The following is a 25912-nucleotide window of genomic DNA, read 5'->3' as shown; positions in this document are numbered from 1 at the left end:
CAGCACAGGAGGAACAATGACGACGCACCCCACTCGGACGGCCGCCGTCGCGGCCGTCGACGTGGTCAAGGTGTACGGCCGGGGCGAGACGGCGGTCCACGCCCTCGACGGCGTGTCGGTGGGGTTCGGCCGGGGCCGGTTCACCGCGATCATGGGACCGTCCGGGTCCGGGAAGTCCACCCTGATGCACTGCCTGGCCGGGCTGGACACGGCGACCTCGGGTCAGGTGCTGCTCGGCGGCACCGACCTGACCCGGCAGAGCGACAAGGTGCTGACGAAGGTCCGCCGGGAACGGATCGGCTTCGTCTTCCAGGCGTTCAACCTGCTGCCGCAACTCACCGCCGCGCAGAACGTCACCCTGCCGCTCGACCTGGCCGGGCGTGATGTCGACCGGGAGCTGTTCGACCACCTGGTGGAGGTGCTGGGGCTCGGTGACCGGCTGACGCACCGCCCGAGTGAACTCTCCGGCGGCCAGCAGCAGCGGGTCGCGCTGGCCCGCGCCCTGGTCTCCCGTCCCGAGGTGGTCTTCGCCGACGAGCCCACCGGCAACCTGGACTCCCGCTCCGGAGCGGAGGTGCTCGCCTTCCTGAGCACCTGCGTGCGGACCCTCGGGCAGACCGTGGTCATGGTCACCCACGACCCGGTGGCCGCCGGGTACGCCGACCGGGTGGTGCTGCTCGCCGACGGTCGGATCGCCGGTGACCTCGACCACCCCGACGGTGCCACGATCGGTGCGGCCCTGCGCGAGTTGGCCGGTGCCCGGTGAGCCGCCGCTCCACCCTGCTGCGTACCCAGCTCGGCGACGCGGCCCGCCGTCCGGCCCGGCTGCTGCTGATGGGGCTGGCCATGGTCATCGCGGCGTTCGTGGCCTTCGGGACCGTCCTCGCCGAGGAGATCACCGAGCGCACCGTGCTCGGCCGGCTCAGCGGCACCCCGGCGGCGGCCGACCTCGTCATCGGCCCCGGTGACGGGGAACAGGCGACGACCCGGGCGCTGGCCGCCGCCCGGCAGGTGCCCGGAGTCGCCGAGGCGGTCGGGCGGACCGACGTGTACGTCGAGTTCGACGGCCAGCCGGGCACCGGCCTCTCGCTGCTGGCCGACCCCGGCACCGGCCCGCTCGCCACGGTCCGGGTGGTGACCGGCGGGTATCCGGACGCGCCGGGCGAGATCGCGGTCAGCAAGCGTACGGTCGACCGGCTCGACCTGCCGGTCGGCGCGACGGTGCGGATCTCCACCGGGGTCTCGGAACGGCCGGTCACCCTCACCGTCAGCGGTGTGCTGGAGGTGCCGGACGACACCGGCGAGCTGGCGTACACCTCCGACCGCGAACTCTCCCGCCTGGCCGGGCACGACGGCCTGACGCAGGTGGAGGTCCGGCTCGCCCCCGACGCCGACCCGGACGCCGTCCGCACCGCCCTGGACCGGGCCCTCGCCGGCACCGGGTACGAGGGCGGCACGCCGGTGCTCAGCTCGGGCGAGGAGGCCCGGCTCACCGAGGCCGAGGCGGTCAGCGAGCGGGTGCACGAACTGTTCGCGGTGATCGCGATGTTCGTGGCGACCGCCGTCGTCGCCGCCACCCTGGTCGCGACCTCCACGTTCCGGATCGTGTTCGCCCAGCGGATGCGGCAGTTCGCCCTGCTCCGGGCGGTCGGCGCCGACCGGTCCCACCTGTTCCGCGCGCTGGTCGCCGAGGGGGCGCTCACCGGGCTGGTCGCCGGCACGGGCGGGGTGCTGGCCGCCGCCGGCCTCGGGTACGGCCTCCCGCTGCTGCTGCGCGGCCTCGGCCGCGAGGTGGCCTTCCCGGGCCGCCCGGTCGGCGCGGCGGTCGCCGTGGTGCTCGGCACCGTGCTGGTCGCCGTCCTCGCGGTGACCGCCCCGGCGGTCAGCGCGGCCCGGGTCGCGCCGCTGGAGGCGCTCCGCACGGCCAGCACCACCGCCGCCCAGCGCGGGGTCAACCGGCCGCGTGCGGTGGTGGGGATCCTCGGCGTCGTCGGCGCGGCGCTGGTGTTCCTGACGGTGGTCCGCCAACTGCCCGGTACGGGTCAGGACGGCTACGACCCGCTGCGGCAGCTGCTGCTGATCGTCGCCTCCGGCACCCTGGCGTACGCGGCGCTGGTGGCGCTCGGGCCGGTGCTGGTCCGGCCGCTGCTGGCCACGGTGGGGTGGCCGCTGCGCCGGCTCGGTCCGGTCGGCCGGCTGGCCGTCGGGGGCGTCGGCGGGGCACCACGCCGGGCCGCCGCGGTGAGCGTGGTGGTCGCCCTCGGCGTCACCCTGATCGCCGGGGCGCTGGTGGGCAGCGCCTCGCTCACCGCGCTGTCGAAGCGGGAACTGGCCGGAATGGCCCCCGGCGACCTGCACGTCGCGGCCGCCCGGGACGGCGACGGGTTCCTCCCGGACGGGTTCGTCGAGCGGGTACGCGCGGAGAAGAAGCTGACCACGGTGGTGCCGTACCGGGGGGTGCCCGGGGTGGCCGTGGCCGGTGGACAGGTCGAGAGCATGCTCGCCGTCGACCTGGACCTGCACCAGCTCTCCACCTGGGAGGACTTCGGTGCCGTCGATGGTTCCCTGACCGACCTGGGCCCGGGGCGGGTGGTGCTGCTCTCCCACTACGCCGAGGCGGCCGGGGTGCGGCCGGGGGAGACGCTCACCCTGACCCTCGGTGCCCGTACGGTCGAGCTGCGCCTGGCAGCCACCCTGGACAACACCCCGGTCGACGCGGGTGTCCTGCTCGATGCGGCCGACCTGGACCGGCTCGGCGTGCCGGCGAAGCCCACCGGCCTGCTGGCCGACCTGGTCACCGACGGGGAGGACGCCCGGACGTCGGCGTTGAAGACGCTGCGGACCCTCGGCGGCGGCGCGGTGGCGGTCCAGGTGCTCGCCGATGCCCGCGACGACGTCGACGGCGACCTGCGGGAGGTCTTCGGGGTGATGCTGGCCCTGCTCGGGCTGACCGTCGTCGTCTCCGTGGTCGGCGTCGGCACCACCACCGCGCTGTCGGTGGTGGAACGGACCCGGGAGTCCGGGCTGCTGCGGGCGGTCGGGATGTCCCGGCACCGGCTCCGGGCCATGCTGACCGTGGAGGCCGGCCTGTACGGGCTGCTCGGCGCCGTGACCGGGCTGCTGCTGGCACTGCCGTACTCGTGGCTGACCGTGGCCGCGCTCGGCGGGAACGTGCCGGTCGAGTTCCCGGCCGGACGGCTCGCACTCGTGGTGGTGGTGTTGGCGGCGGCGACGGCGCTCGCCGGCCTGCTGCCGGCCCGCCGCGCGGCCCGGGTCAGCCCGGTCGCCGCCCTGGCCACCGACGGCTGACCGAATCCATGTCGGAGGGCTCGTCGAGACTGCGGCATCACGTCGACGTGATGCCGCAGTCTCGACGAGCGCGGAAGTGAGCCGGGCGGGTGCGGACCGCTCCCACCGCTGGCACACCGGGCAGACCTAGAAGGACACGACTCGTTACCTTCTGTGCGTGGACGTTGACACCATGTCTGCCGGCACCGGCGGTTTGGCTTCCTACCTCTCGACGCCCGAGTGGGTCGCGATGTGCTCCCTTGGTACCCGGTGCCGCATGGAGGCGGACTACCAGTTGTTCCATCAGGGCGACGAGGGGGATCACGCGTACGTGATCCTCAGGGGCGCGGTCAAGGTGGTCCGTGGAGAGCCCGTAGGCAAAAGTGCGATCCTGACGATTCGCGGGGCCGGTGACGTGGTGGGCGACTTGGCAGTGATGGACGGCGGCCCTCGCTCCGGCACCGTCTCCACGCTGACCCCCATGGTGGTCCGGGTGGTGCCCGGGGCGAGCTTCAAACGGTTCATCGAACGGCCGTCCGTCACCGCTGCCTATGCCCGGTACACCGTCAATCGCCTCCGGCAGTCCGACGTCCAGCGGACCGAGATCGCCGTTCTTCCCGTGCGACAGCGCCTTGCCCGGGCATTGCTCCGACTCTACGTGACGGCCGATGCCGCCGGTAGTCAACGTGCCTTCGACTTGCCTCAACAGGATCTGGCCGAGCTGATCGGCGCGTCCCGCAACGCCGTTGTCCTCGCGCTCGGGGTTCTTCGCGCCGAAGGCGTGATCGACACTCACCGGATGCGGGTCTCGATTCTCGACGTCGATGCCCTACACCGGATGGCAGGCTGACGCGGTCGGCAGCGGTTGATACCCGCGTCACCTGTGCTGTGCACAGTGCTGGGCAGTTCTCCCGGAGCAGGCCGGACACGATTACCCCCGTCCGGCCACTTGCGAAGGGAACGCGATGGACCAGTCACCCCCGTTCGAGCAGTCCCGCCCGCTACCGCCGTACCGCGCGGTGCTGGCGGTCGACGCGAAGGGCTTTACCGATCTGCCCGGCTGTACGCACGAGAACGTCTCCCGCACCATCCACCAGCTCGTCGGGGCCGCGATGCGGGACGCCGGGCTGGACGCGGAGTGGTCGAGTCCCGACTTCTACGGCCCCACCGGGGACGGCTTGGCCGTGGGTCTGCCCACCCGCGTACTCCCGTACCTCGTTCACCCCTTCCCGGCCAAGCTCCAAGAGCGCCTGGACACTCATCGACGCGAACACCCCGGGGAGGAGCCCCTGCGGCTGCGGGTGAGCCTGCACGTGGGTCCCCTACCCACCGACGTGGCGGCGGTGGGACAGGGCGGCAACGGGACTGCCCGGAACGAGACGCACCGACTGTTGGACTCCGAAGTGGTCAAAAGCGCACTCAGGGAAGCCAAGCCCCGCATCACCCTCGTCGCCATGATCGTCTCCGACCGGGTCTTCCACGACGTGATCAGCGCTGGTTACGCCGGCCTGCACCCGGACCACTTCGTCGACGTGGAGGCCCGCGTGGAGGGCAAAGCGTTCGCGCAGCGTGCGTGGCTGCACCTACCCACCCCGTCTGGCGCGTGGCCGGTAGGCCGAACGGACGACGAGCCGGAACCTGCGTCGGAGCCGCAGTCCCCGCCAGCGCCTGCCTACCCGCCATCCGAACAGTCGGTGGGCACCAACTACGGGCAGGTGGTCGGGGGTGGCACCGTGCACGGCGGAATGCAACAGTCCTTTGGCGGCCACCCCTTCGGGAGCAGGTCATGAGCATCGAGGAGGCGGTGGTGCTCGCCGAGGAGGACCGACTTGAGGACGACCTCTACCCGGAGCCGACTGCCATCGGCATCAACGTCGGTCAGGTGGTCTCCGGTGGCACCGTGCACGGCGGAGTGCACCAGACGTTCGTCGAGAACAAGCTGATCAACGAGGCCATTCGGCGTCACCACCTGCTGCGGGCCTACGTCGACCAGGTCGTGCAGTCGCTCGCACCACGCAGCTACCGACTGAGCAGCCAGGACCAGGACCTGTCCCTCGACCGGGCCGCCGCAGCCCGCCTCGTCGGCGACCAGCCGTGGGTGGTGGTGCTGGGTCCGGCAAACTCCGGGCTGCGGACCGCTGCGGTCGCACTCCTGCACGAGGCGAGCCAGGCGGGTCGGCGACTGGAGGAGATCCTCATCGACGAGGAGCGGGGGCGCCCGTTCGCTGCGGTGGATCTGCCGGCGGAGCGGGGCTTGACCTATCTGTTGTGTCTGCCGGACCAGCGGGAACGGGTGAGTCCCGACCTGGGCCGCCGGTTGCAGGCCCACGCCGCGCACCTGGCGACCCTGGACGCGCATCTGGTGGTCGTGGCCACCCCGGGAGTATGGGGCGCTGTCGGCAGCGTCGGGACGGTGTCCGTCCTCCAGGTCACGCCCCCCGATCTCCCGGAGGTGGTACGCCGTGAGTGCGCAGTGCACGCGGTCGACGCTTCCTCCATCGTCGGGCATCCCACCATCAGTGAGGTGCTGGCCCGAGCCACGGTGACGGACGCCATGCGGCTGGCCGGGATCATCGTGACCGCCGTCCGGAACCACCCTGATCATGACGTGCCGAAGCTCGTCGAGGAAGTGTGCGGTGCCTACGGTGACTGGGACGATGTCCTGGCCGCCTGGTTCAGTGCGGCCAGGAGCATCCGACATCGGTTGTTCCTCGTCGCGGCCGCCCTGCTCGAGGGAGAGCCACCCGCCGAGGTGCTCGACGCGGTCAACTCGCTCGGGCAGACCCTCGGTGACCTGCCCTCGGTCCGGTCGGACGGGCTCGCTGAGGTCGGATTGCGGGCGCTGATGAGCGAGATCAACGCCGAGGTGGTGGACGGTCGGCTCCGGTTCGAGCGGGCGAACTACGCCACGGCGGTGCTGACCTTCCTGCACGGTGACCGCTCTGCCTGGTTCCACAGGAAGCTGTGGGAGTGGGCCATGGACCTGCCGTTACGGCGGAACGACCATCGGCAGACCCGGTTGGCTGAACGGATCGTTGGCAACCTGGTGGCCATCGTGCTCCGGAGCCGGGACACCCGCCCGCTGGTATGGCTGAATCGGTGGACCGGAAAGCCGTACCTCCGGCCTCACGTGGTGCAGGCCCTGACGGCCACCGCCATGAGCGACGAGGTGGGAGCTGACGTCCGGAGCTTGCTCTACCGCTGGTCGCGCGCGGAGCGTGCGAGCGATCAGTCGCTCTGCACCATTGCCGAGGTCTGCTCTGGAGAACTCGCCAGGCTCTACCCCCGGGTGTCGCTCACCCGCCTGGGCCACATCGCCCACCGTGGCTCTCCAGTTGTCCGGGAGGCCATCGTGACGGCGGTGCGCCGGCTCTGGGAGATTCCCCGGCTACGTCCTCGGATCGTCGAGGTGGTCACCACCTGGACCGAGGGTGAAGCTGGTGGCCGTGCGGAAACGGCGTGGCGGGTGTTCGCAGCGCTGGCCCGCAGCGAGGCCCATCCCGTGTTGATGGCCTGGCAGGACGGGCCGTTACGCGCCGGGCTCGTCGGGGCCGTGGCCCGACTCTTCGACCGGGCCGAGGCGGATGTGACCCATGCCGAGCTCGGCGAGAGTCTGCTCGACGCGGCGCTCCTGTCCGAGGAGAACCGAGAGCGGATCGTCGAATTCCTCGGGGACGTGGTGCGTCGTGGGGACGGCGGTACCCGCCGTCTCGTGCGCCTCTCCAAGCTGGCGTTCACGTGGCAGCCGGTCGATGGCGACGTGACCAACCCGGATCGGCGTGAGGTGCGTGACCACGTCGTCGAGAGCCTGCACCAGGTCGATCCACTGATCGTAGGAGCGTGAGATGCGAGATCTCTTCCGTGGCTTCTCCCGGGAGTGGACGTATGAGAGCGAGGTGTACCCGCCGTCGCCGTCGTACATGTTCGAGGCCACCCTGGCCAGCGCGCTGCCCGGTGCGAACTTCCAGGCGGAGGTGACTGTCGAGTGGCGGGGGAGTGAGCCGGAGGCCGAGGCCAAGGTTCGCGCCTTCACCTGGGACCACCTCGCTCGATGGGCCGCTACCCGTCGCGTCACGGATGCGAGTCACCTGGCTGATCTGATCAACGCCAGAGGCGTCAGCGAGATCCCGGTGCCCCGGACCGCCCTGGTCCTCACCCACCTGCACGTCCGTATCACCGTGCCCGCCGAGGCGCTCGCGGCCACCACCACCTGGGAGGAGGCCGAACGACGCGCGACCCTTGAGGAACAGCGCCGCGAGGGTGAACTGCGTCAGCTCCGGTGGCTCCGCGACGAGATCTTCGGTAAGCCGGATCTGGCTCGGATGTACTGGCACCTGCGACACCCGGCCGACCTCCGGGCCTTGGCGGACCCCGTCTTCGACACGGTCGCCATCCAACTCGGCAGTGGCCAGCCAGTGACCGCACCCCCGCAGGTCAAAGAGGACTCGGTCAGCGTGCTGATCGGCAAGTTCCTCGCCGGTCTCGGCGCGGACGAGCGCTGGCACCTGATCGGCCAGCTCGATCGGGTGTTCCGTAGCTTCGATCGACCGGACCTCGCGAACCAGTTGGGGGAGCCGAGCGACCGGACCGCGTCGTGACCGGCGTGGCCCGTTCCTCCAGTTTGCGTAACGAAGCTGGATGGGTCGCCCTCCAACAACTGCACGAAACCATCCGTTTCGCCGACGTGAAGGCGGCCGCGGTCCTCGCGGCCGCAGGCCTCCTGGGAGGCAGCCTGTGGTCCGGTCAGAACCCCTTGACGGTGACCGGTCCGGCCTGGTCCACGGCACTGCCGGTGTTTACTGCGGTGGCGGCAGCGACGAGTGCCCTCCTCGCGCTGCACACGCTAATGCCGCGACGACAGGCAGCTGCGTCAGAGCCGCTGCACCATTTCGCGTACGTGGCCGAGCGTTACGGACGCAACAGCCAGGGATTCGTCGAGGCATGGTTGGCGACCATGGCCGATGAGGAAGCCACGGCCAGGATGCTGGCGGGACACATCTGGGCGGCACACGTGGTGGCGCATCGTAAGTTCGTCTATGTCACGTGGTCAATTCGGCTCCTTGTGCTCGGCGTGCTGGCCTGGCTCGTAGCCGGTCTGGTGTGACGGTCCCGTCAGCGGTAGCGAGACGGATCGGTCTGACGGCTGATCCTCCTGCGGGTAGAGCGGTGCCGACGACACTGCCGAGGTGCGGGCGGCGAGAACGCTCGCCGGCATGCTGCCTGCCCACCACGCCGTGGGGGTGAGTGTCCGGAAGCCGCCTTCGGTGCCCCCGACTGCTCACCGGAGGTGGTGGCGGGACATGGCCTGTCGCGCCACCACGTCGGTCCACCGTTGGAGTCTGCGCCGCCTGCGGGCGGTGGCCATCCCTGCTGTGTGCCGGTTGGAGCCTGCTTGTAGCGCTAGGTCGGGTCCTGAGCAATGGGGGCACCGTGTGCGGTCCGAATCAGTCGGCCTCGACGCCGCCGGCTCGCAGGATCTGCCGAACCCGCTCGCGGGTGTATCCGGTCGCCCGCACGATGTCGACTTGGCGCATGCCGCTCCGGGCCGCTGCGACGATCGCACCGGCGAGACGTGCCCGGGCCGCGACCACGTCGGTCTTCGCGGCGGCGACGATCCGGTCGGCTTCCACCTGCGCGTCGGTTACCGCTGCCCGCGCGACCTCGTATGCCCTGACCGCTGCTGCCAGGTCGTCTGCCACGCCCCGATCGTTCCACCATCGATCTTGGCCAACTTGGCCCGGTGCTATATTGGCCAAGTTTTACTTGAATGATTTGGCCAACTGTGCCAGTCTGTGTCTGGCTCTGTTGAAGCTCCAGAGTGGCAATCCGCAGCATCCGGGTATGCCCGGGCGTCTGGCGAGGAGGCATGGTGATCGCGGGATTCGATTCAGGCAGCACCACTGACGGGCGGTGACCGGGTTGCCGATCCTGCCCCCGATGCCCGGCTGCGGAGGGCCGGCCAGCATTCGCTTGGAGATCTACAGCGAAGGTTCCCTTGACGGAGCGGCCTACGCGTGTCAGCACCATGCCCCATCCATGATCGCCGTCATCGGTGGTGAGGGATGGTCGGCGCAGTCGGTGGTGCTGGCCCCGGACATCGAGCGGCCGTGTGGCCACGTCTACCGTTACGCCACTGGTCGCCTCGCCGTCCGGGATTCTGCTGATCATCCGTCGTGGTGCAGCCGGGCTGGCTGTCGGGAGCGCCGGCAGCACCGCTCCCGCCGGTTGCCTGTCAGCTCCGGGCGACCCGAGGTGGTGCGGGCCGACGTCGCACTGGTCGCGGGGGACATACCGGGGATGGACATGCCACCCAGGGTGACGCTGCGGGTCAGCGAGGACGACGTGTGCCGGGAGATCGTGCTTTCTACAGCGCAGGCGGCGGTCCTTGTCCACCGGCTTCGGCAGCTGCTCGACCTCAGTGGGGCGCGTCCCCGGAACGGGCGTTGGCGTTTCCCGCCGCGCTGCTGAAAGCACATGCACCGGTAGCCCTGGCGACGGGCCAGGGCTACCGGAGACGCGAACGGTGCGGGAAGAACGTTGGTCGAGACTCAGGCCCGGCGAGGGCAGCCTCAGGCGGCGGGCTTCGGCTCCGGGGTGGTGCTCCGTTGGCCGCCGGTGGCGTGCTGCGCCGTGCGGCCCCAGACGCGCGGGCCGATCAGGTTGAGCGCGGCGGGCATCACCAGCAGCCGGATGACCACGGCGTCGAGGATGACCGCGATGCCCAGGCCCAGGCCGAGCTGCTGGACCACGCTGACCTCCGCCACCAGGAACGAGGCGAAGACCGCCACCATGATCAGGGCGGCGCCGTTGACTAGGCCGGCGGTCTCACGCAGGCCGCCGGTGACCGCCGCGTGGTGGTCACCGTGCTCGACGAAGTGCTCCCGCATCCGGGAGATCATGATGACCATGTAGTCCATGCTCAGCCCGAACATGATGGCGAAGACCAGCGCCGGCGTGGTGCTGTCGATCCGCTGGTCGAGCCAGTTCTGGCTGATCGTGGTGAGCAGGCCGAGGCTGGCCGCGACCACCAGCGCGTTGAGGGCCAGCGCCAGCAGCGGCAGCAGCCACGACCGGAACGCGCGGGCCAGCAGGGCGATGGTGATCAACGCGACCGCGATGAGGATCGCCGGCAGCGTGTCGATCAGGACCTCGTCGAAGTCGACGCCGGTGGCGGTCGCGCCGGTCACCTGGACGCGTACCCCGTCCGGGACGGCCCCGGGCAGCTCGTCGCGCAGGTCGTGGATCAGGTCGTGGGCGGCGTCGCTGTCCGGGTCGGAGCTGGGGATCACCACGACCCGGCTGACCTGGCGGTCGCCGTCGGCGCCCCAGAGCTGGTCGAAGCCGGCCTTCGCCTCGGGCGGCAGCCCCGCCGACTGACCGCTCACCGCGGCGGTGACCGCCTCGGCGGGCAGCCCGATGCTGGTCACGTCGGTGACCGTGTCGATCCCCTGCTGCTCCCGGACCGTCTCGTTGACCGTGCGTACGGCGTCGAGGAGCGTGGCCGGCGAGGTGCTCTCCGGCGCGCTCACCACGACCTGGACCGGGAAGAGGTTGCGGAACTCCAGCGCGGCCTGGAGCCGCTCGATGCCCTGCCGGGAGTCGGCGTCCTCGGGCAGGATGGTCGCGCTGGCCACCGGGGACTGGAGGCGGATGTCGCTCATCGGCCAGGCCATCACCCCGAAGATCGCCACCAGGACGGCGAGGGCCAGCGCGGGCTTGCGCTGGAGCCGGGTGAGCAGGCCGGGACCGCCCTGCCCGGCCCGCGCGGCGCGCGGCTTCAGCGACAACCAGTTGATCCGCCGGCCCATCACGGTCAGCGCGGCCGGGAGCAGGCTCATCGACATGGCCAGGGCGACCAGCGTGACCACCACGCCGGCGATGGCCATGCTGCTGAACACCATGATCCGGGGGATGAAGAGGGCGAGCAGGGCCACCACCACGGCCAGGCCGCTGAAGAGCACCGCGTGCCCGGCGGTCCGCATCGCGGTGCGCAGCGCCGGGACGTACGTGTCGCCCGCGACCAGCTCGTCCCGGTACCGCTTGATGATGAAGAGCGAGTAGTCGACCGCGACGGCGATGCCGATCAGCGACACCGCGTTGGTGTAGAGGGTGGAGAGGTCGGTCATGAAGGTGATCAGGTAGCCGATCGCGGAGGCGACCACCAGCGCGAGGCCGGCGAGCACGATCGGCAGAAGCATCGCGCCGACCGAGCGGAACACCACCAGCAGGACGACGATCAGCAGCGGGAAGGCGATCATCTCGGCGGTGACCGCGTCCTTCTCGGACTGCACGCTGAGGTCGTAGTCGAGGGCCTGCGCGCCGGTGACGTGCACCTGGACGCCGCGGTCCCGCATCGCCTCGGTCATCCGCTCGCGCAGGCCGTCGATCTCGTGCTGGATCGTCGACTTGTCGATGAGGAAACCGAGCTGGAGGAAGGTGGTGTGCTTGTCCGGCGAGAGCCACTTCGGGTCCTGCCGGTAGTCCTGCACCGAGGCCACGTGCGGGGTCTCCTCGGCCACCCGGGTCGCCTCGGCCAGCTCGGTGGTGACGTCACCGTCCGGTTTGGTCAGTACGACCTGGAGGCTCTCCGGGGCCTCGTCGAAGGTGCGCTCGATGACCTTCTGACCGGCGGCGGCCTCGCCCCGGGGGTTGTCGAAGCCACCGGCCTTCAGCGCGCCGGTGAGGGCGATCATCAGGGGTACGCAGATCGCGGCGAGCACGACCCAGATCGCGATGACGGTTTTCGGACGGGCTATGGAGAACCGGACGACGGCGTTCACGGACGTTCTGCTCCCAGGTCGCTCTCGGAGGGGGCGACCGACCCACCCGATCGCCGCGCAGCAGTGTCTCGTGACTGACTCGCGTCGCGCTCGAGACACACTGGAGCGTTCTACACGTAGCTACCCTACGTGTAACGGTACTGCGGGTCTCATGCACCCTGAGTAGTTGTTGAGGCATCCTCGAGTGAGCCTTGAGTGATTCACGAGTGGGCCGTCCAAGCATTCAAGCCCGTTGCGGAGCCAGCACGGCCGAGGTCGCCAACCCCGGGAGTGTGTCGCCTCAGGGCGCTCCGATCGCCGCGCAACCTCCGAAGGCGTCCTTTTTGCTACGGATCGGAGACAACCACGTGCTCGGAAGACTTTGCGGGATTCAGCAGCTTCGCTGCCACCTTATCACTTTTTGCGTGGAGGGATGATGATCGGTCTCGATGAACACGTGCGGGCGCTCGTCGACGACCTGGTCGCGGTGAAGCCGACCCTGCGTCCCGAGGAGATCCGACCGGAGTCGTCGATCACGCGCGATCTCGGCTTCGACTCGCTGGACCTCGTCGAGCTGGCCGCCCGCATCCGTGACGAGCATCCGGACTTCGACCTGCTGCGCTGGCTCGAGGACGCGATGTCCTCCGAGGTGGACAGCGTCGGGTCGATGGCGGAGCTGCTGGCGCGTTCCGGTGCCGCCGCCGGGGAGGAGAAGGAATGAGCACGGCAGCCGTGTCCCGTACCGACTACGTGGCCCTGGCCCACGAGTTGGCGCCGACGTTCGCCGAGAACGCGGCGGAGCACGACCGGGACCTCAGCTTCCCGCACGAGAACATGGCCGAGCTGGTCCGCACCGGCTACACCGCGATGACCGTGCCGCCGGAGTTCGGCGGCGCCGGGGCGAGCCTCGCCGAGCTGTGCGAGGCGCAGCAGGTCCTCGCCGGTGGCTGCGCGTCGACCGCGTTCGCGGTCAACATGCACGTCCACGGTCTCGCCATGATCGCCCGTCTCGGCGGGCCGAGCGCGGAGTGGGCCTGCCGGGCGGTGCTCGACGGCGCGGTGATCTCCGGCGGCTTCAGCGAGCCGGGCGTGGGCGGCAACTGGTGGCACCCGACCACCCGGGCCGAGGAGGTGGCGGGAGGCTACGTCCTCAACGGCCGGAAGGGCTTCTTCACCGGCTTCCCGGGCGCGACGCACCTCTTCCTCTCCGCCGCCACCATCGACGACCGCGGCCTGCCGCAGCCGATGGCATTCCTGATCCCCAAGCCGGAGAAGGGCGTCCGGGTCACCGCCGAGTGGGACGCGGCGGGCATGCGCGCCACGGGCAGCCACTCGCTGGCCCTGGAGGACCTCTTCATCGACGAGAAGTGGATGGTGGGGGAGCGCGGCAACCTGCCGATGCTGTTCATGATGGGCGTGCACTGGGCCTGGTGCAGCTTCGCGTCCTGCTTCGTCGGCATCGCCCGCGCGGCCCTGGACCACGTGGTGCGGACCCAGCAGCAGCGGGTGATCAGCGTGATCGGCAAGCCGAACGCGCACCTGCCCGGCATCCAGTTCAAGGTTGCCGAGATGGCCGCCAAGGTCGCCGCCGCGCGGGCGCACCTGGAGGCCGCGATCCACGCCGAGCACGACGACGTGGACCCGCTGCGGCACTACATCGACATGAGCGTCATGAAGACCACCGTCACCCGGCTCGCACACGAGGTGGTCACCCTCGGCATGCAGGTGCAGGGCGGTTCCGGCCTGGCCTCCAGCGACCCGCTCCAGCGCATGTACCGGGACGTCGTCGCCGGTCTGCTGGTGCCGCCGGCCACCGACGTCGTCCTGGAGTGGGCCGGCAAGCTCGCCCTGGACGTGCCGATCTTCGCCGAGCCGCGCTGGGTCGGGTGAGCCGGATGACCACGACGACCAACGAGGGGACCGCAATGTCGAGCGCGGGTGTGGGCGTGGCCGCCGACCTGGCCGTGGACTTCGAGAAGCGCCGGGCCGGCCGGGTGGACGCCGGTGACCTGGTCACCGAGAACCTGGCCGCCCTGGACGCCGCCGGCGTCACCGCCGCGACGGTCACCGACGGCGCGCAGCGGCGGCAGGTGCTGCGGACCGTGGCCGCCGGCTGCGGGGCGACCGCCTTCGCCCTGGGCGCGGCGCTGGCCGCCGGGCGGGCCGAGGCGGTGCTGCACCACGCCGCGGTCCAGCTCGGCCTGGCCGAGCGGGCGTACGCGGTGGCCGTCGAGCGGGTCCGGCAGGCCGGCGACGTCGCCCGGCAGCCCGGCCCGCAGTTCGCGGTGGCCCGGATGCGCGGGTCGCTGGACACCATGACCGCGCTGCTGGACCGGCAGGCCGGTCGTGCCGTCGGCGAGGACGCCGCCGCGCTGGCCGAGGCGTGCACCGCCGGGCTGTTCCTGGCCGCCGAGGCCGAGGCCGTGGTCTCCGCCGCGTACGACCTGGTCGCCGGTGACGCCGAGGGCGCGACGCGGATCGGCCAGCTCTGGCACGACCTGAAGGCCAGCCCGGCCCCGGTCTCCGGGGCGCTCGCCCGGGAACTGGTCGGCAAGGCCGCCTTCGGCATCGACCCGGACGAGACCCCGAGGTGGGTGTGATGGCGGGCAACGACCGGCACCTGGCCGCGCTCGACCCGAACGCGGTCGCCATCGACAACGAGTACTACCACGAGGTCGGCGACTCCTGGTGGGACGCGACCGGCCCGCTGCGCGCCCTGCACGACATGAACCCGGCCCGGGTGGCCTACTTCGACGCCACCGCCCGGGAGGCGTTCGGTGAGGACCGCTCGCGGGTGCGGGTGCTCGACATCGGCTGCGGTGGCGGGCTGGTCTCCGAGCGGATGGCCGCGCTGGGCTACCAGGTCACCGGCGTCGACCTCTCCGCCGGCTCGATCGAGACCGCCCGCCGGCACGCCGCGGCGAGCGGCGTGACCGTCGACTACCAGGTCGGCTCGGCGTACGAGCTGCCGAAGCCCGACGGCGCGGTCGACCTGGTGGTCATCTCGGACGTGTTGGAGCACCTGCACGACCTGCCCGGCGCGGTGGCCGAGATCGCCCGGGTGCTGCGTCCCGGCGGGATCGTCGTCTTCGACACGATCAACCGCACGGTGGCGAGCTACCTGAAGGCGATCCTGCTCTCCGAGAAGATCCTCAAGATCATCTACCCGGGTACGCACAACTGGAAGATGTTCATCCGCCCGGACGAGCTGCGCGCGGTCTTCGCCCAGCACGGGTTGACCCTCACCGAGACCAAGGGCCTCGAACCCGTGGCGCCGCCGCACAAGCTCGTCCCCGCCACGCTGCGCGGCCGGGCGGTCGGTCCCTTCCACCTCACCCCGTCCACCGCCGTGAGCTACATCGGCCAGGCCGTCAAGTCCCAGGAGAGCTGACACATGGTTTGGATCAGGACCAAGACCAAGCGCGACACGGTCATCCGCACCAGCCGCGACGAGCTGCGCAAGGTGATGCTCGACATCGTCGGCACCGGCCGGCTGATGCCCGGTGTGGAGGAGCTGTCCCAGGTCGGCGACGACCTCTACCACTACCGGCTCGCCGAGGTCTCCAACGGGGTCGTCCGGTTCACCCCGGAGTACACCGCCCGGTTCGACACCTCCGACCCGGACGCGATCACCTGGGAGCCGGTGGGCGAGTCCAACTTCCGTTCCTGGGGCACGTTCCGGATCACCGACGGCCCGACCCCCGAGGAGCAGGTGCTGGAGATCGACACCCGCTCCGAGGCGTCCGTCGACGTCGCGCGGGTGGTGGTCGTGCTGATCGAGCCGTTCGCGCAGAAGGAGAGCGACGAGGTGACCGGCGGCTTCGTGAAGGCGATTCGCGAGGCGGTCGAGTCGGGGAGCGTGTCCGGATGATCACGGCGACGGAGCCGATCCGGGCGGCGCGGATCGTCGGCCTGCGCACCGCGCAGGCCGGCCCGGCCATCTCCCAGCGGGAGATGTTCGACTCCTTCTACAAGGACCTCTACGCCGACGTGCCGGACGCCGAGAAGCTCTTCATGAGCACCCAGGTCAACCAGCGGCGGATGCTCTGGCCGCCGAAGGAGAACTACGGCGACGGCTGGCCCGGCATGCAGGCCCGGATCGAGGCCTGGGAACAGGGCGTCCTGGCCATGGGGCGGGAGACCGTCGGCGGGGTGCTCGACGGCGTCGAGACCGACCGGGTGGGCAGCTTCACCTTCGTCAGCTGCACCGGCTACGCCGGCCCGACCCCGGAGATGCTGCTGGCCAAGGAGTTCGGCCTGCGGAAGAACCTGCGCCGGACCTTCGTCGGCCACATGGGCTGCTACGCGGCCTTCAACGGGCTGAAGGTCGCGCTGGACTCCCTCGCCGGCCGGCCCGACGAGCTCGCGCTGGTCACCTGCGCCGAGGTCTGCTCGGTGCACCTGCGTCCCGAGGCGACCAAGGAACAGGTCGTGGTCACCGGCCTGTTCGGCGACGCCAGCGCCACCCTGCTGCTGGAGGCGGTGCAGGGCGACGTCGACGCGGTCGAGGGGCCGGTGGTCCTCGGCACGCACACCGAGACCCACCCGGAGACCTCGGCGGCGATGACCTGGAAGGTCATGGACGACGCGTTCCGGATGACGCTCTCGCCGTACGTGCCGCTCTATCTCGCCGAGACGATCCGGCCGTTCGTCGGCCGGCTCCTGGAACCGCACGGCCTCGAGGTCGGCGACGTCACGCACTGGGGCATCCACCCCGGCGGTCCGAAGATCATCGACTTCGTCGGCGACCGGCTGGAGCTGCCGCTCGCGGCGCTGCGTCCGTCGCTGGAAATCCTCAACTCCTGGGGCAACTGCTCGTCGCCGACGGTGCTGCTGATCCTCGAACAGATCCTGCGCACCTCCCGCCCGAAGCCGGGGGAGTACGGCGTCCTGATGGCCTTCGGACCCGGTCTGACCATGGAATCCGCCCTGGTCCGCTTCTGACGGCCCGGTCCGTCCGATCCCGCCAGCCCACCGAGAAACCCGAGAAACGGAGCCGGCCCATGGCCACCCCCAACCCGACCGAGAACCTGGTCGCCGACCTGCTCACCCAGTCCTGGGTGATCGACATGTTCACCGAGATCGGGGAGCGTCAGCGCCAGTCGATCGAGGTCTCCGGCCAGGTCCGGGAGCGCGCCGCGTCCAACCACGTCTTCTGGCCGTTCCACGCCCCGCAGTTCCCGCTGGTCGTCGCCGAGGCGGCCGGCAGCCGGATCACCGACATCGACGGCAACACCTACCTCGACTCGCACCTGGGCTTCGGCGCGCAGGCACTGTTCGGGCACAACCCGCCGGCCGTGGTCGAGCACGTCCGGGAGCACCTGGGCCGCTCCACCGGCAACGGTTACCTCAACCTGACCGAACTGCAGCTCGTCGACCTGCTCGAGGACATGCTGCCGCACTGCCAGAAGTTCGCCTTCCTGAACTCCGGCACCGACGCCACCAACGCGGCGATCCGGCTCTGCCGGGCGCACACCGGCCGCCGGCTGGTGGCCAAGTTCGAGGGCGCCCTGCACGGTGTGCACGACCTGGCCGCGCACAACACCGCCTTCTGGTACCACGGTCACCCGACGCAGCCGTTCCCCGAGGTCACCGAGGACGGCATCGCGCCCATGCCGGCGCTCACCGGCGTCGCCCCGGCCGACCGGACCGAGCTGCTGATCCTGCCCAACGACACCGCCGCCGCGCTGGCCCTGATCGAGAAGCACCGCGACGAGCTGGCCTGCGTGCTCGGCGAGGCGGTCTCCTCGTCGTTCCCGTACGCCGAGCACACCGTCCCGCTGATCAAGGCGGTCGCGGAGCGCTGCAAGACCCTCCGGGTGCCGTTCGTCCTCGACGAGGTGCTCACCGGCTTCCGCTACGGGCTCTCCGGCGCCGCCGGTCACTTCGACATCCCGGCCGACCTGTACTGCTACGGCAAGGTGGTCACCGGACTCGGCCTGCCGCTGTCCATCGTGGCGGGTCGTGCCGACATCATCGACAACATGCAGACCACCGGTCTGCCCCTGACCGACCTGGGCCGCAAGACCTGCGTGCAGACCACCCACGCCGGCAACCACCTCTCGCTGGCCGCCTCGTTCGCCTCGCTGAGCATGCTCCGCGACGCCGGACCGGCCTACTACGAGCGGACCCGGGCCAAGGTCGCCACCGTGCAGAACCGGCTCGCCGAGTTCCGTACCGAGACCGGCATCCCGCTGCGGCTGCTCGGCTTCGGCGACTTCATCGGCTCGTTCGGCTTCGTCGCCGGCGAGTCGTACGACGACTACCGGGAGTTCGCCGCCTCGGTGAACCCGATCGGCCTGTTCCTGCTGACCCTGATGCTGCGGCAGCGCGGCATCTACACCCTCAGCCTGCCGATGTTCTTCACCGGTGACGCGCACAGCGACGCGGACGTGGAGGAACTGCTCGCCGCCGTCCTCGACTCCGCCCGGGAGCTGGACAAGCACGGATTCCCGTTCGTGCTCCCGGCCTGACCACTCAACCCCTCGAACACGGATGGGCCAACGCCAATGACGACCAGCGACACCACCCCCGACACCCGCACCCCGGCCGAGATCCTGGCCGATGTCATGAGTCAGCCCTGGGTGGGCGACCTCTTCGCCGAGCTGACGGAGCGGCAGCAGAACTCCCTGGCGTTGGCCGAACAGGTGCGGGAACACGTGGTCACCAACCACGTGTTCCTGCCCTTCCACGCCCCGATGTTCCCGCTCGGCGTGGCCGAGGCCCAGGGCAGCCGGCTCACCGACGTCGACGGCAACACGTACATCGACTCGCACCTGGGCTTCGGCGGGCAGTCGCTGTTCGGCCACAACCCGCCGCAGGTGGTCGAGTTCGTCCGGGAGCAGGCGCTGCGCAGTACCGGCAACGGCTACCTCAACCCGCTGGAGGGCAAGCTCGGCGAGCTGCTCAAGGAACTCATCCCGCACTGCGAGAAGTTCGCCCTGCTCAACTCCGGCACCGACGCCATCACCATCGCCACCCGGCTGGCCCGGGCGTACACCGGCAAGCGCCTGGTCGCCAAGTTCGAGGGCTGCTGGCACGGCACCGGCGACGTGGCCGCCCACAACACCTCGTTCTTCGCCCACGGCCACCCGAAGGTGAACCCGTTCCCGGAGATCGGCCCGGACGGCATCGAGCCGCTGACCGCCTTCACCGGCGTGCCGCAGCTGGAGATGCTGATCCTGCCGCACGACGCGGCCGCCGCGAGCAAGCTGGTCGAGAAGTACGCCGACGACCTCGCCTGCGTCATCGCCGACGCCGCCTGCCAGTCCTGGCCGTTCACCGACCAGACCATCCCGGAGCTGCGCGAGGTCGCGCACCGCTGCAAGGACCTCGGCGTCCCGTTCATCCTGGACGAGGTGCTCACCGGCTTCCGGTTCGGCACGGCGGGCGCGGCCGGTCACTTCGACATCCCCGCCGACCTGCACTGCTACGGCAAGGTCGTCTCCGGTCTCGGGCTGCCGCTGGCGGCCATCGGCGGCAAGGCGGAACTGCTGGAGGCGGCGCACACCTCGGGCATGCCGCTGACCGACATCGGCAGCAAGACCTTCGTGGTCAACACCCACTCCGGCAACCACCTGTCGATCGCCGCGTCGTACGCCTCGCTGAGCATGCTCCGCGACGCCGGACCGGCCTTCTACGAGCGGACCGAGGCCAAGGTGGCCCGGGTGCAGTCCCGGCTGGCGGACTTCCGCGCCGAGACCGGCATCCCGCTGCGGCTGCTCGGCTTCGGCGCCTTCGCCGGCACCTTCGGTTTCACCGCCCGGGACTCCTACGACACCTACCGGGACTTCGGCGCGGCGGCCAACCCGCTCGGCCCGGCCGTGCTCACCCTGATGCTGCGCAAGCGCGGCGTCTACACGCTGAGCATGCCGATGTTCTACACCGGCGACGCGCACTCCGACGCCGACGTGGACGCCATCTGCGACGCGGTCATCGACGCGGCCCGGGAGATGGGTCGCAACGACTTCCCGTTCGTCATTCCCTGATCGTTCGCCACCCATCGGAGCCCATCATGAGCATCGACAGCGGCACAGGCACCGACCTCGCGATACACCCCGACCGGCGGGGCTTCACCCCCGACCCCGCCGCCGGGCTCGCCCGGCTCACCCCGGCCGGCACGGTGGCCGGCGCGCTCGTGGAACGGGCGCGCCGGCAACCCGACGCCGTCGCCTACTACCTGCCGGACGAGTCCGAGGCCGACCAGCGGATCACGGTGGCCGGGATGCTCGACCGGGCGCACGCCGCCGGCGCGGCCCTGGCCGCGGCCGGGCTGCGCCGGGGCGGCCGGGTCTGCCTCTGCCTGGACACCTCGGCCCCGCTGCTGGCCGGGCTGTTCGGGGCGCAGCTGCTCGGTGCCGTCCCGTCGGTGCTGGAGCCGCCGCTGAGCGCCGGCCGCAAGCAGCTCTGGCTGGACCGGGTCCGGCACATCGTGGCGGTCGCGCAGCCGGAGGTGCTGGTCTGCGACGAGGAACTGCGCGAGGCCACCGTCGAGGCCCTCACCGGCCTGGACGTCGCGGTGATCAGCCCGCCGTTCGGCGACGGGGTGGTCGCCGACCCGGTGCTGGAGGCCGGACCGGAGGAGCCCGCCTTCATCCAGTTCACCTCGGGCACCACCTCGGCGGCGAAGGGCATCGTGCTCAGCCACCGCGCGGTGCTCGCGGCGGCCTCCGCGATCGGTCTCGGCGGGCCGTTCTACGCCGACGACGTGATGGCGAGCTGGTTGCCGCTGCACCACGACATGGGCATGGTCGGCGCCACCATGACGCCGTTCCTGCTCTCCCTGCCGTCGGTGCTGATCCGGCCGCTGGCCTTCGGCACCCGGCCGGACCGCTGGCTGCGGCTGATCCACCAGTACCGGGCCACCCTCTCGCCGGCGCCGAACTTCGCCTACCGGCTGGTCGCGGCGTTGGCCCGGAAGGTCGACCTGTCCGGGGTGGACCTGAGCTGCTGGCGGGCGGCGTTCAACGGGGCGGAGGTGGTCGACGCGGCGACGCTGCGCGACTTCCTGGCGGCGGTCCAGCCGCTCGGCTTCCGGCCGGAGCACCTGCGACCCTGCTTCGGCATGGCCGAACTCGGACTCGCCGCGACCTTCTCGCCGGTCGGCACCCCGCCCCGGATCGAGCCGGTCTCCCGGGCCGCGATGGCCGAGCAGGGCCGGGCGCTGGCCCCGGAGTCGGCGGAGGACACCCACCACTACGTCTCCTCGGGCATCCCGGTGCCCGGCACCAAGGTCCGGATCACCGACGCGAACGACGTCGACCTGCCCGACCGGCACGTCGGCCGGCTGCTGGTGGCCAGCGAGTCGATGATGACCGGTTACCTCAACGGTCCCGCCGACCCGTTGCTCGAACTGCGCGACGGCTGGCTGGACACCGGTGACCTCGGCTTCCTGCTCGACGGCGAACTCTACGTCACCGGGCGGAGCAAGGATCTGATCATCCTGGCCGGGCGGAACTACCAGCCGCAGACCTTCGAGCGGGCCGCGGAGACCGTCGACGGGGTGCGGGCCGGCGGCGCGGTGGCGGTCGGCGTACCGGACCCGCGCAGCGGCACCGAACGGATGGTGCTGGTGGTGGAGAGCAAGAACCACCGGGATCCCGAGCGGACCGCCGAGACCGCCCGCGCCGTCGAGCGCGCGGTCAGCGACCTGACCGGGGTACGCCCCGGACGGGTGGTCGTGGTCAGTCCCCGTACCCTGCCCAAGACCTCCAGCGGGAAGCTCCAGCGCCCCCAGGTGGCCGCGATGGTGGCCGCCGGATCGGTTCCGTGACCGGCGTGGAGCTGGCACTGCTCGGCGGGTCGCTGCGGCCGGGGTCGGTGAGCGAACGGGTGCTGCGCGCCTGCGCCGACCTCGCCGCCGACCGTGGTGCCCGCTGCACGGTGCTCACCGCGGCGGACCTGGATCTGCCGCTCTACCAGCCCGGGGCCACGCACCGCCGGCCGGCCGCCGCCGAACTGCTGGCCGCGGTGCGCCGGGCCGACGGCCTGATCGTCGTGACACCCACCTACCACGGTGGCATGTCCGGCCTGCTCAAGAACGCCCTGGACCACCTGGAGGACCTGGCCTCCGACCGGCCCGCCTACCTCGACGGGAAGGTGGTCGGATCGGTCGCCGTGGGTTGGAGCGAGCACGGCGCGGCCACCGCGGTCGCCGCGCTGCGCACCACCGTGACGTCGCTACGCGGCTGGGTCACGCCGATGGCCGTCGGCGTGAACTCGATCGAGCTGGCCGCCCTCGAGGACGTGGACGCGGGTATCCGCGCCGACGCCCGACTGATGCGCCGGCTGACGATCCTGGTCGGCCAGGTCACCGACTTCGCCGGCCGGGGCTCCGCCGCCCGCCTGGTTCCCAGCGCCTGACCCACCCCACTCGCGACAAGGAGAGCGCCACGTGAGCACCCAGACCACCGACACCGGCATGAGCCAGGAGGGCTCGGTCGAGGACCTGCACCGGGCCGTGCGCGACCACTACGACAAGCTGGTCGACCTCTACGAGGACCTGTGGGGCGAGCACATCCACCACGGCTACTGGGACCTCGACGCGCCGAACGTGTCCCGGGACGTCGCGCAGCGGCGTACCAGCCAGGAGCTGATGCGGTTCGGCGGCATCCCGCAGGGCGCGAGGGTGCTCGACTCGGGCTGCGGCATCGGCGCGTCGGCGGTGATGCTCGCCGCCGACCTCGGCTGCACCGTCGAGGGCATCACGCTCAGCCACGAGCAGGTCAAGCGGGCCACCGCGAAGGCCGCGGAGGCCGGCGTCGGCGACCGGACGTCGTTCCGGGTGCTGGACGCCATGCACACCGACTACCCGGACGACACCTTCGACGTGGTCTGGTCGATGGAGAGCTGCGAGCTGATGCCGGACAAGCGGGCCTACCTGGCGGAGAACCTGCGCATCCTCAAGCCGGGCGGCCGGCTCGTGGTGGCCACCTGGACCAGCCGCGACGACCGGCTGGACCCGAAGGAGGTCAAGCTGCTGCGCCGGCTCTACCGGGACTTCGCCATCTCGCACGTGCTGCCGCTGGAGCACTACGCCCGGCTCTGCGGTGAACTCGGCTACACCGACGTGCGGACCGCCGACTGGACCGAGAACGTCCGGGCCACCTGGGCGCTGTCGGCCGACATCGTCAAGCCGCTGATGCGCGACCCGTCGTACGTGTGGAAGCTGGTGCGGGCCAAGGGCGCCGACATCTTCCGCTTCCTCAACTCCGTCCCGCTGATGAAGCAGGCGTACGACAAGGACGTCATGCACTACGGCGTCTACACCGCCGTCAAGCCGGGCTGACCGGCACCGCCGCGCCATCGCACCGGCCTCCCGTCGGGACGCGCTCGCGTCGCCCGCGGGAGGCCGGTGTGGTCATCCCCGTTCGTCCGCCCCGCTCGCCCCGCCGCGCCCGCCGTCGGTCGGCGCGGCGGCGCCTCGCCCGAGCCGGGCGAGCCCGGCGGCCACCAGCACCACCGCCGCCACCAGCGCCGTCCAGGCCGCGTACCCGTGGTCGACGGACGTCACCGGCGCCCAGTCCGTCCGCACCAGGTCGAACCACTCGCCCGAGCGCAGCCGGTCGCTGCGCCGTACCAGGAGGGCGAAGAGCAGCAGCGCCGCCGTGTTGAGCGCCAGGACGATCCCGCCGACGCGGCGGGGCCGGTGGCGCAGCACCGTGGTGACCGCCCCACCGGCGAGCAGGAACGCGGTGAGCATTCCCAGGTGTCCCACGTGGCGTTGCATCAGCCAGCTCAACACCGGGGCGAAGTAGGGCAGGTAGAGGCAGGCCACGAAGGCGACCACCGCGGTGACCGGGTGACCCAGGCCCCGGGCCGGACCGCTGCGGCGCAGCGTCTCCCACCACTCGAGCGCCCCGTGGAGGTCGGGCGTGGGCCCGGACCGCAGCGTCGCCCCGGCCAGGGCACCGGGCGCGCCGCCGCCGACCAGCAGCGGGACGACCACCAGCAGGGCCAGGTGCTGGGCGATGTGGTGGGCGTGGGTCACCGCCGCGTACCGGGCGAAGCCCAGGCAGGTCGCCGCCACCAGGACCAGCATGCCGGCGAGGAAGCAGAGCGTACGGGCCGGTGGCCAGACCCGGCCGGTCCGCCGCAGCCGGCGCACGCCGGCGAGGTACAGGCCGCCGCCGATCACGGCGATGAGCAGGAAGTACGCGTCCGGGACGGGTTGCCCCAACAGCCGGGCCACGGTCGGCGCGGCCGGCAGCGGGAAGCCGAGGAGTTCGGTGTAGACGTCCGGCTCCGCCGGGTCGACGGTGACCGGCGACGGGGCCCGGGACATGGCGACCCCGACGGCGACGATCCCGGCGAGCACCAGGATCTCGACCGCGGCGAGCCGACGGAAGGCCCCCGCACCACCGGCGGCGAGCCGGGGCAGGGTGCGCCGGCGGTGCGCGGCCCCGAAGGCACCCAGCGCCACCAGCACGACGCTCTTGACCAGCACCAGCACGCCGTACCGGGTGCTCCACAGCTCGTCGGGCCGGTACAGCCGGATCACGGTGTTGGCGATCCCGCTCAATCCCATCAGCACGAAGCACCAGAGCGCCATCGTGCTGTAGCGCCGGGCCGCCCGGGGCAGGTCACGGGTGCCGGGAAGGGTGAGCAGCGCGGCCAGGCCCCCGACCCAGAGGGCCGCCGCCGCCGTGTGGACGCCGACGCTGCTGACCGCGATCGCGTGGTTGCCGGAGCCGGCCGAGTGGCCGGTCAGCACCACCGGGAGGGTCGCCGCCACGGCGAGCAGTGCGGTGACTGCGGCACCGGTACGGGTGATCGCCCAGCGGGTCGCGGCGAGCACCACGGCGATCATGGCCGCCGCGATGACCAGGCCCTGCCCCTGGGACACCGACATGGCGAGGCTGAGCACGGTGACCGCGGTGACCTGGTCGACCGGGTTACCGAGCAGGCTGGAGGCGGTGAGCGGCAGCGCGACCAGGGTCGCCGCCAGCCAGAGCGCCGCCGTCCAGGACGCCCGGCGCATCAGCCGGTACCCGGCCGGACCGACGAGCCGGTCCAGGCCGGGCAGGAGGAAGGCCGCGGCGACCGTCCAGCCGACGGTCAGGACCGCCCCCACGTAACTCAGGGCCCGGGCGACCGGCAGGGCCCAGGCGGTGAACGCGCCGCCGTCGGGCAGGCCGAGGATCTGCTCGCGGTCCGTGCCGCCGCCGAACCAGAGCGCGACGGCGAGGACCACGGAGGCGACGGCCGCCGTCGCGGCGACGAGGGTGCCGACGCCGGGGGCACGCCGGACGACGACCGGCGGGTCGGCCGGGCGCTGCTCGATCCGGGTCACCTCGGGAGCTTCCCGGTCCAGCGACGGGGACCCCGCGTACGGGAGGCCAGGGCCACGCCGACCGCCAGCAGCACCAGCCCGCCGCCGGCCACCAGCGGCCAGGGCGTGCCGGAGCGCGAGGTGCCGTCCTTCTCCGTCTCGGCGGGTGGCAGCACCGCCGGCTCCTGGCCGGGAGGCAGGGCCACCTGGAAGCGGAACTCGCCCTGGACCGGGTGCCCGTCGGAGCCGACCACGCGCCAGGCGACCCGGTACGAGCCCGAGCCGGTCGGGTAGACCGGCTGGCGCAGCCGGAACTGGTCGACCTCGACCGCGCCCCGCAGGTACGACCGCCCCTCCGGACCGGCCACCACGATCGTGACGAACCGTTCCCGGACGCGGTCGTCGAAGGTGAACTCCACCGTCTCCAGTGGAGTCGAGATGGTGGAGCCCTCGGCGGGGGAGGTGGTCACCAGGCGGGCATGCGCGCTGGCCGGGGTCGCGGAGACCGTCAGCACGACCGCCACGGCGGCCACCGCCGCTCCCACCTGTCGGATCACCAGGCCGGCCGGGCCGGACCATCGGGGCATTCGGAACT

At 71.5% G+C, this 25912-nt stretch carries 23 protein-coding genes; 19 read left to right on the top strand and 4 right to left on the bottom strand.

All coding sequences use genetic code 11. From position 1 onward, the window contains the following. The first annotated feature begins 16 nt into the window (after window positions 1–16). The 7 genes from IGA62_RS05000 to IGA62_RS04970 all read left to right on the top strand — a co-directional run bounded on the left by IGA62_RS05000 (window position 17) and on the right by IGA62_RS04970 (window position 8392). A complete protein-coding gene (locus IGA62_RS05000; RefSeq protein WP_145816039.1) occupies window positions 17–766 on the top strand; it encodes an ABC transporter ATP-binding protein in 750 nt (249 codons plus the stop codon). Then, entirely contained in the window at window positions 763–3309 is a 2547-nt protein-coding gene (locus IGA62_RS04995; RefSeq protein WP_232624877.1) for an FtsX-like permease family protein, read from the top strand. Before IGA62_RS05000 ends, IGA62_RS04995 begins: the two co-directional genes overlap by 4 nt. 157 nt (window positions 3310–3466) lie before the next feature. Next, entirely contained in the window at window positions 3467–4138 is a 672-nt protein-coding gene (locus IGA62_RS04990; RefSeq protein ID WP_145816040.1) for a Crp/Fnr family transcriptional regulator, read from the top strand. A 115-nt stretch (window positions 4139–4253) separates the two neighbouring features. Next, window positions 4254–5078: a hypothetical protein gene (locus IGA62_RS04985; protein ID WP_145816041.1), complete on the top strand. Its 825-nt coding sequence runs from the start codon at window positions 4254–4256 to the stop codon at window positions 5076–5078. After that, a complete protein-coding gene (locus tag IGA62_RS04980; protein WP_145816042.1) occupies window positions 5075–7132 on the top strand; it encodes a hypothetical protein in 2058 nt (685 codons plus the stop codon). Before IGA62_RS04985 ends, IGA62_RS04980 begins: the two co-directional genes overlap by 4 nt. A 1-nt stretch (window position 7133) precedes the next feature. After that, window positions 7134–7886, top strand: coding sequence for a hypothetical protein (locus tag IGA62_RS04975; protein WP_145816043.1), 753 nt, complete (start codon window positions 7134–7136; stop codon window positions 7884–7886). Beyond that, window positions 7883–8392, top strand: coding sequence for a Pycsar system effector family protein (locus tag IGA62_RS04970; protein WP_145816044.1), 510 nt, complete (start codon window positions 7883–7885; stop codon window positions 8390–8392). Before IGA62_RS04975 ends, IGA62_RS04970 begins: the two co-directional genes overlap by 4 nt. Before the next feature lie 340 nt (window positions 8393–8732). On the opposite strand, the gene IGA62_RS04965 is transcribed toward IGA62_RS04970, so the two are convergent. After that, window positions 8733–8987: a hypothetical protein gene (locus IGA62_RS04965; protein ID WP_145816045.1), complete on the bottom strand. Its 255-nt coding sequence runs from the start codon at window positions 8985–8987 to the stop codon at window positions 8733–8735. 337 nt (window positions 8988–9324) lie between these two features. Between IGA62_RS04965 and IGA62_RS04960 the strand changes: the two genes are divergently transcribed. After that, window positions 9325–9756 carry a hypothetical protein gene (locus IGA62_RS04960; RefSeq protein WP_145816046.1) on the top strand — a complete coding sequence of 144 codons (432 nt, stop codon included), beginning with the start codon at window positions 9325–9327 and terminating at the stop codon, window positions 9754–9756. A 101-nt stretch (window positions 9757–9857) separates the two neighbouring features. Here the strand turns inward: IGA62_RS04960 and IGA62_RS04955 are convergent, their stop codons facing one another. Then, a complete protein-coding gene (locus IGA62_RS04955) occupies window positions 9858–12068 on the bottom strand; it encodes an MMPL family transporter (RefSeq protein ID WP_145816047.1) in 2211 nt (736 codons plus the stop codon). A gap of 415 nt (window positions 12069–12483) precedes the next feature. On the opposite strand from IGA62_RS04955, the gene IGA62_RS04950 reads away from it, so the two are divergent. The 11 genes from IGA62_RS04950 to IGA62_RS04900 are packed head-to-tail and all read left to right on the top strand — an operon-like array spanning window position 12484 to window position 23334. After that, window positions 12484–12768 (top strand): acyl carrier protein, encoded by a 285-nt coding sequence (locus tag IGA62_RS04950; protein ID WP_186499741.1) that lies wholly within the window; start codon window positions 12484–12486, stop codon window positions 12766–12768. Further along, window positions 12765–13937, top strand: a complete 1173-nt coding sequence (locus IGA62_RS04945; protein WP_145816049.1) for an acyl-CoA dehydrogenase family protein — start codon at window positions 12765–12767, stop codon at window positions 13935–13937. The genes IGA62_RS04950 and IGA62_RS04945 overlap by 4 nt, the downstream gene beginning before the upstream one ends. Before the next feature lie 5 nt (window positions 13938–13942). Continuing rightward, window positions 13943–14647 (top strand): hypothetical protein, encoded by a 705-nt coding sequence (locus IGA62_RS04940; protein ID WP_145816050.1) that lies wholly within the window; start codon window positions 13943–13945, stop codon window positions 14645–14647. Further along, entirely contained in the window at window positions 14647–15438 is a 792-nt protein-coding gene (gene ubiG, locus IGA62_RS04935; RefSeq protein ID WP_145816051.1) for a bifunctional 2-polyprenyl-6-hydroxyphenol methylase/3-demethylubiquinol 3-O-methyltransferase UbiG, read from the top strand. The genes IGA62_RS04940 and ubiG overlap by 1 nt, the downstream gene beginning before the upstream one ends. A gap of 3 nt (window positions 15439–15441) precedes the next feature. Further along, window positions 15442–15918 (top strand): SRPBCC family protein, encoded by a 477-nt coding sequence (locus IGA62_RS04930; RefSeq protein ID WP_145816052.1) that lies wholly within the window; start codon window positions 15442–15444, stop codon window positions 15916–15918. Beyond that, window positions 15915–16991, top strand: coding sequence for a type III polyketide synthase (locus IGA62_RS04925; protein ID WP_145816053.1), 1077 nt, complete (start codon window positions 15915–15917; stop codon window positions 16989–16991). Before IGA62_RS04930 ends, IGA62_RS04925 begins: the two co-directional genes overlap by 4 nt. A 59-nt stretch (window positions 16992–17050) precedes the next feature. Beyond that, the gene (locus IGA62_RS04920) at window positions 17051–18520 is read left to right on the top strand and encodes an aminotransferase class III-fold pyridoxal phosphate-dependent enzyme (protein WP_145816054.1); all 1470 of its coding nucleotides are present in this window, start codon (window positions 17051–17053) and stop codon (window positions 18518–18520) included. Between the two features lie 36 nt (window positions 18521–18556). Continuing rightward, on the top strand, window positions 18557–20035 hold the full coding sequence (locus IGA62_RS04915) for an aminotransferase class III-fold pyridoxal phosphate-dependent enzyme (RefSeq protein WP_145816055.1): 1479 nt from the start codon (window positions 18557–18559) through the stop codon (window positions 20033–20035). Window positions 20036–20061: 26 nt separating this feature from the next. Further along, window positions 20062–21819: an AMP-binding protein gene (locus tag IGA62_RS04910; RefSeq protein ID WP_145816056.1), complete on the top strand. Its 1758-nt coding sequence runs from the start codon at window positions 20062–20064 to the stop codon at window positions 21817–21819. Then, the gene (locus tag IGA62_RS04905; RefSeq protein ID WP_176737974.1) at window positions 21816–22409 is read left to right on the top strand and encodes an NADPH-dependent FMN reductase; all 594 of its coding nucleotides are present in this window, start codon (window positions 21816–21818) and stop codon (window positions 22407–22409) included. The genes IGA62_RS04910 and IGA62_RS04905 overlap by 4 nt, the downstream gene beginning before the upstream one ends. A gap of 31 nt (window positions 22410–22440) precedes the next feature. Beyond that, window positions 22441–23334, top strand: coding sequence for a methyltransferase domain-containing protein (locus IGA62_RS04900; protein WP_145816058.1), 894 nt, complete (start codon window positions 22441–22443; stop codon window positions 23332–23334). A gap of 72 nt (window positions 23335–23406) precedes the next feature. Here IGA62_RS04900 and IGA62_RS04895 read toward each other — a convergent pair whose 3' ends face one another. After that, the gene (locus IGA62_RS04895) at window positions 23407–25338 is read right to left on the bottom strand and encodes a cytochrome c oxidase assembly protein (protein WP_145816059.1); all 1932 of its coding nucleotides are present in this window, start codon (window positions 25336–25338) and stop codon (window positions 23407–23409) included. Then, the gene (locus tag IGA62_RS04890) at window positions 25335–25904 is read right to left on the bottom strand and encodes a copper resistance CopC family protein (protein WP_145816060.1); all 570 of its coding nucleotides are present in this window, start codon (window positions 25902–25904) and stop codon (window positions 25335–25337) included. The genes IGA62_RS04895 and IGA62_RS04890 overlap by 4 nt, the downstream gene beginning before the upstream one ends. Window positions 25905–25912: the final 8 nt, after the last annotated feature.

The organism is Micromonospora sagamiensis (assembly GCF_014680085.1).
Classification (GTDB): Bacteria; Actinomycetota; Actinomycetes; order Mycobacteriales; family Micromonosporaceae; genus Micromonospora; species Micromonospora inyonensis.
Note: the sequence above shows the minus strand (reverse complement) of the source record. Positions and strands in the feature narration are given on the sequence as shown.

Coding starts and splice junctions, on each gene's coding strand:
- IGA62_RS05000 (WP_145816039.1), top strand. CDS start 17: ATGACGACGCACCCCACTCGGACGGCCGCCGTCGCGGCCGTCGACGTG.
- IGA62_RS04985 (WP_145816041.1), top strand. CDS start 4,254: ATGGACCAGTCACCCCCGTTCGAGCAGTCCCGCCCGCTACCGCCGTAC.
- IGA62_RS04980 (WP_145816042.1), top strand. CDS start 5,075: ATGAGCATCGAGGAGGCGGTGGTGCTCGCCGAGGAGGACCGACTTGAG.
- IGA62_RS04975 (WP_145816043.1), top strand. CDS start 7,134: ATGCGAGATCTCTTCCGTGGCTTCTCCCGGGAGTGGACGTATGAGAGC.
- IGA62_RS04960 (WP_145816046.1), top strand. CDS start 9,325: ATGATCGCCGTCATCGGTGGTGAGGGATGGTCGGCGCAGTCGGTGGTG.
- IGA62_RS04950 (WP_186499741.1), top strand. CDS start 12,484: ATGATCGGTCTCGATGAACACGTGCGGGCGCTCGTCGACGACCTGGTC.
- IGA62_RS04945 (WP_145816049.1), top strand. CDS start 12,765: ATGAGCACGGCAGCCGTGTCCCGTACCGACTACGTGGCCCTGGCCCAC.
- IGA62_RS04940 (WP_145816050.1), top strand. CDS start 13,943: ATGACCACGACGACCAACGAGGGGACCGCAATGTCGAGCGCGGGTGTG.
- ubiG (WP_145816051.1), top strand. CDS start 14,647: ATGGCGGGCAACGACCGGCACCTGGCCGCGCTCGACCCGAACGCGGTC.
- IGA62_RS04930 (WP_145816052.1), top strand. CDS start 15,442: ATGGTTTGGATCAGGACCAAGACCAAGCGCGACACGGTCATCCGCACC.
- IGA62_RS04925 (WP_145816053.1), top strand. CDS start 15,915: ATGATCACGGCGACGGAGCCGATCCGGGCGGCGCGGATCGTCGGCCTG.
- IGA62_RS04920 (WP_145816054.1), top strand. CDS start 17,051: ATGGCCACCCCCAACCCGACCGAGAACCTGGTCGCCGACCTGCTCACC.
- IGA62_RS04915 (WP_145816055.1), top strand. CDS start 18,557: ATGACGACCAGCGACACCACCCCCGACACCCGCACCCCGGCCGAGATC.
- IGA62_RS04910 (WP_145816056.1), top strand. CDS start 20,062: ATGAGCATCGACAGCGGCACAGGCACCGACCTCGCGATACACCCCGAC.
- IGA62_RS04890 (WP_145816060.1), bottom strand. CDS start 25,904: ATGCCCCGATGGTCCGGCCCGGCCGGCCTGGTGATCCGACAGGTGGGA.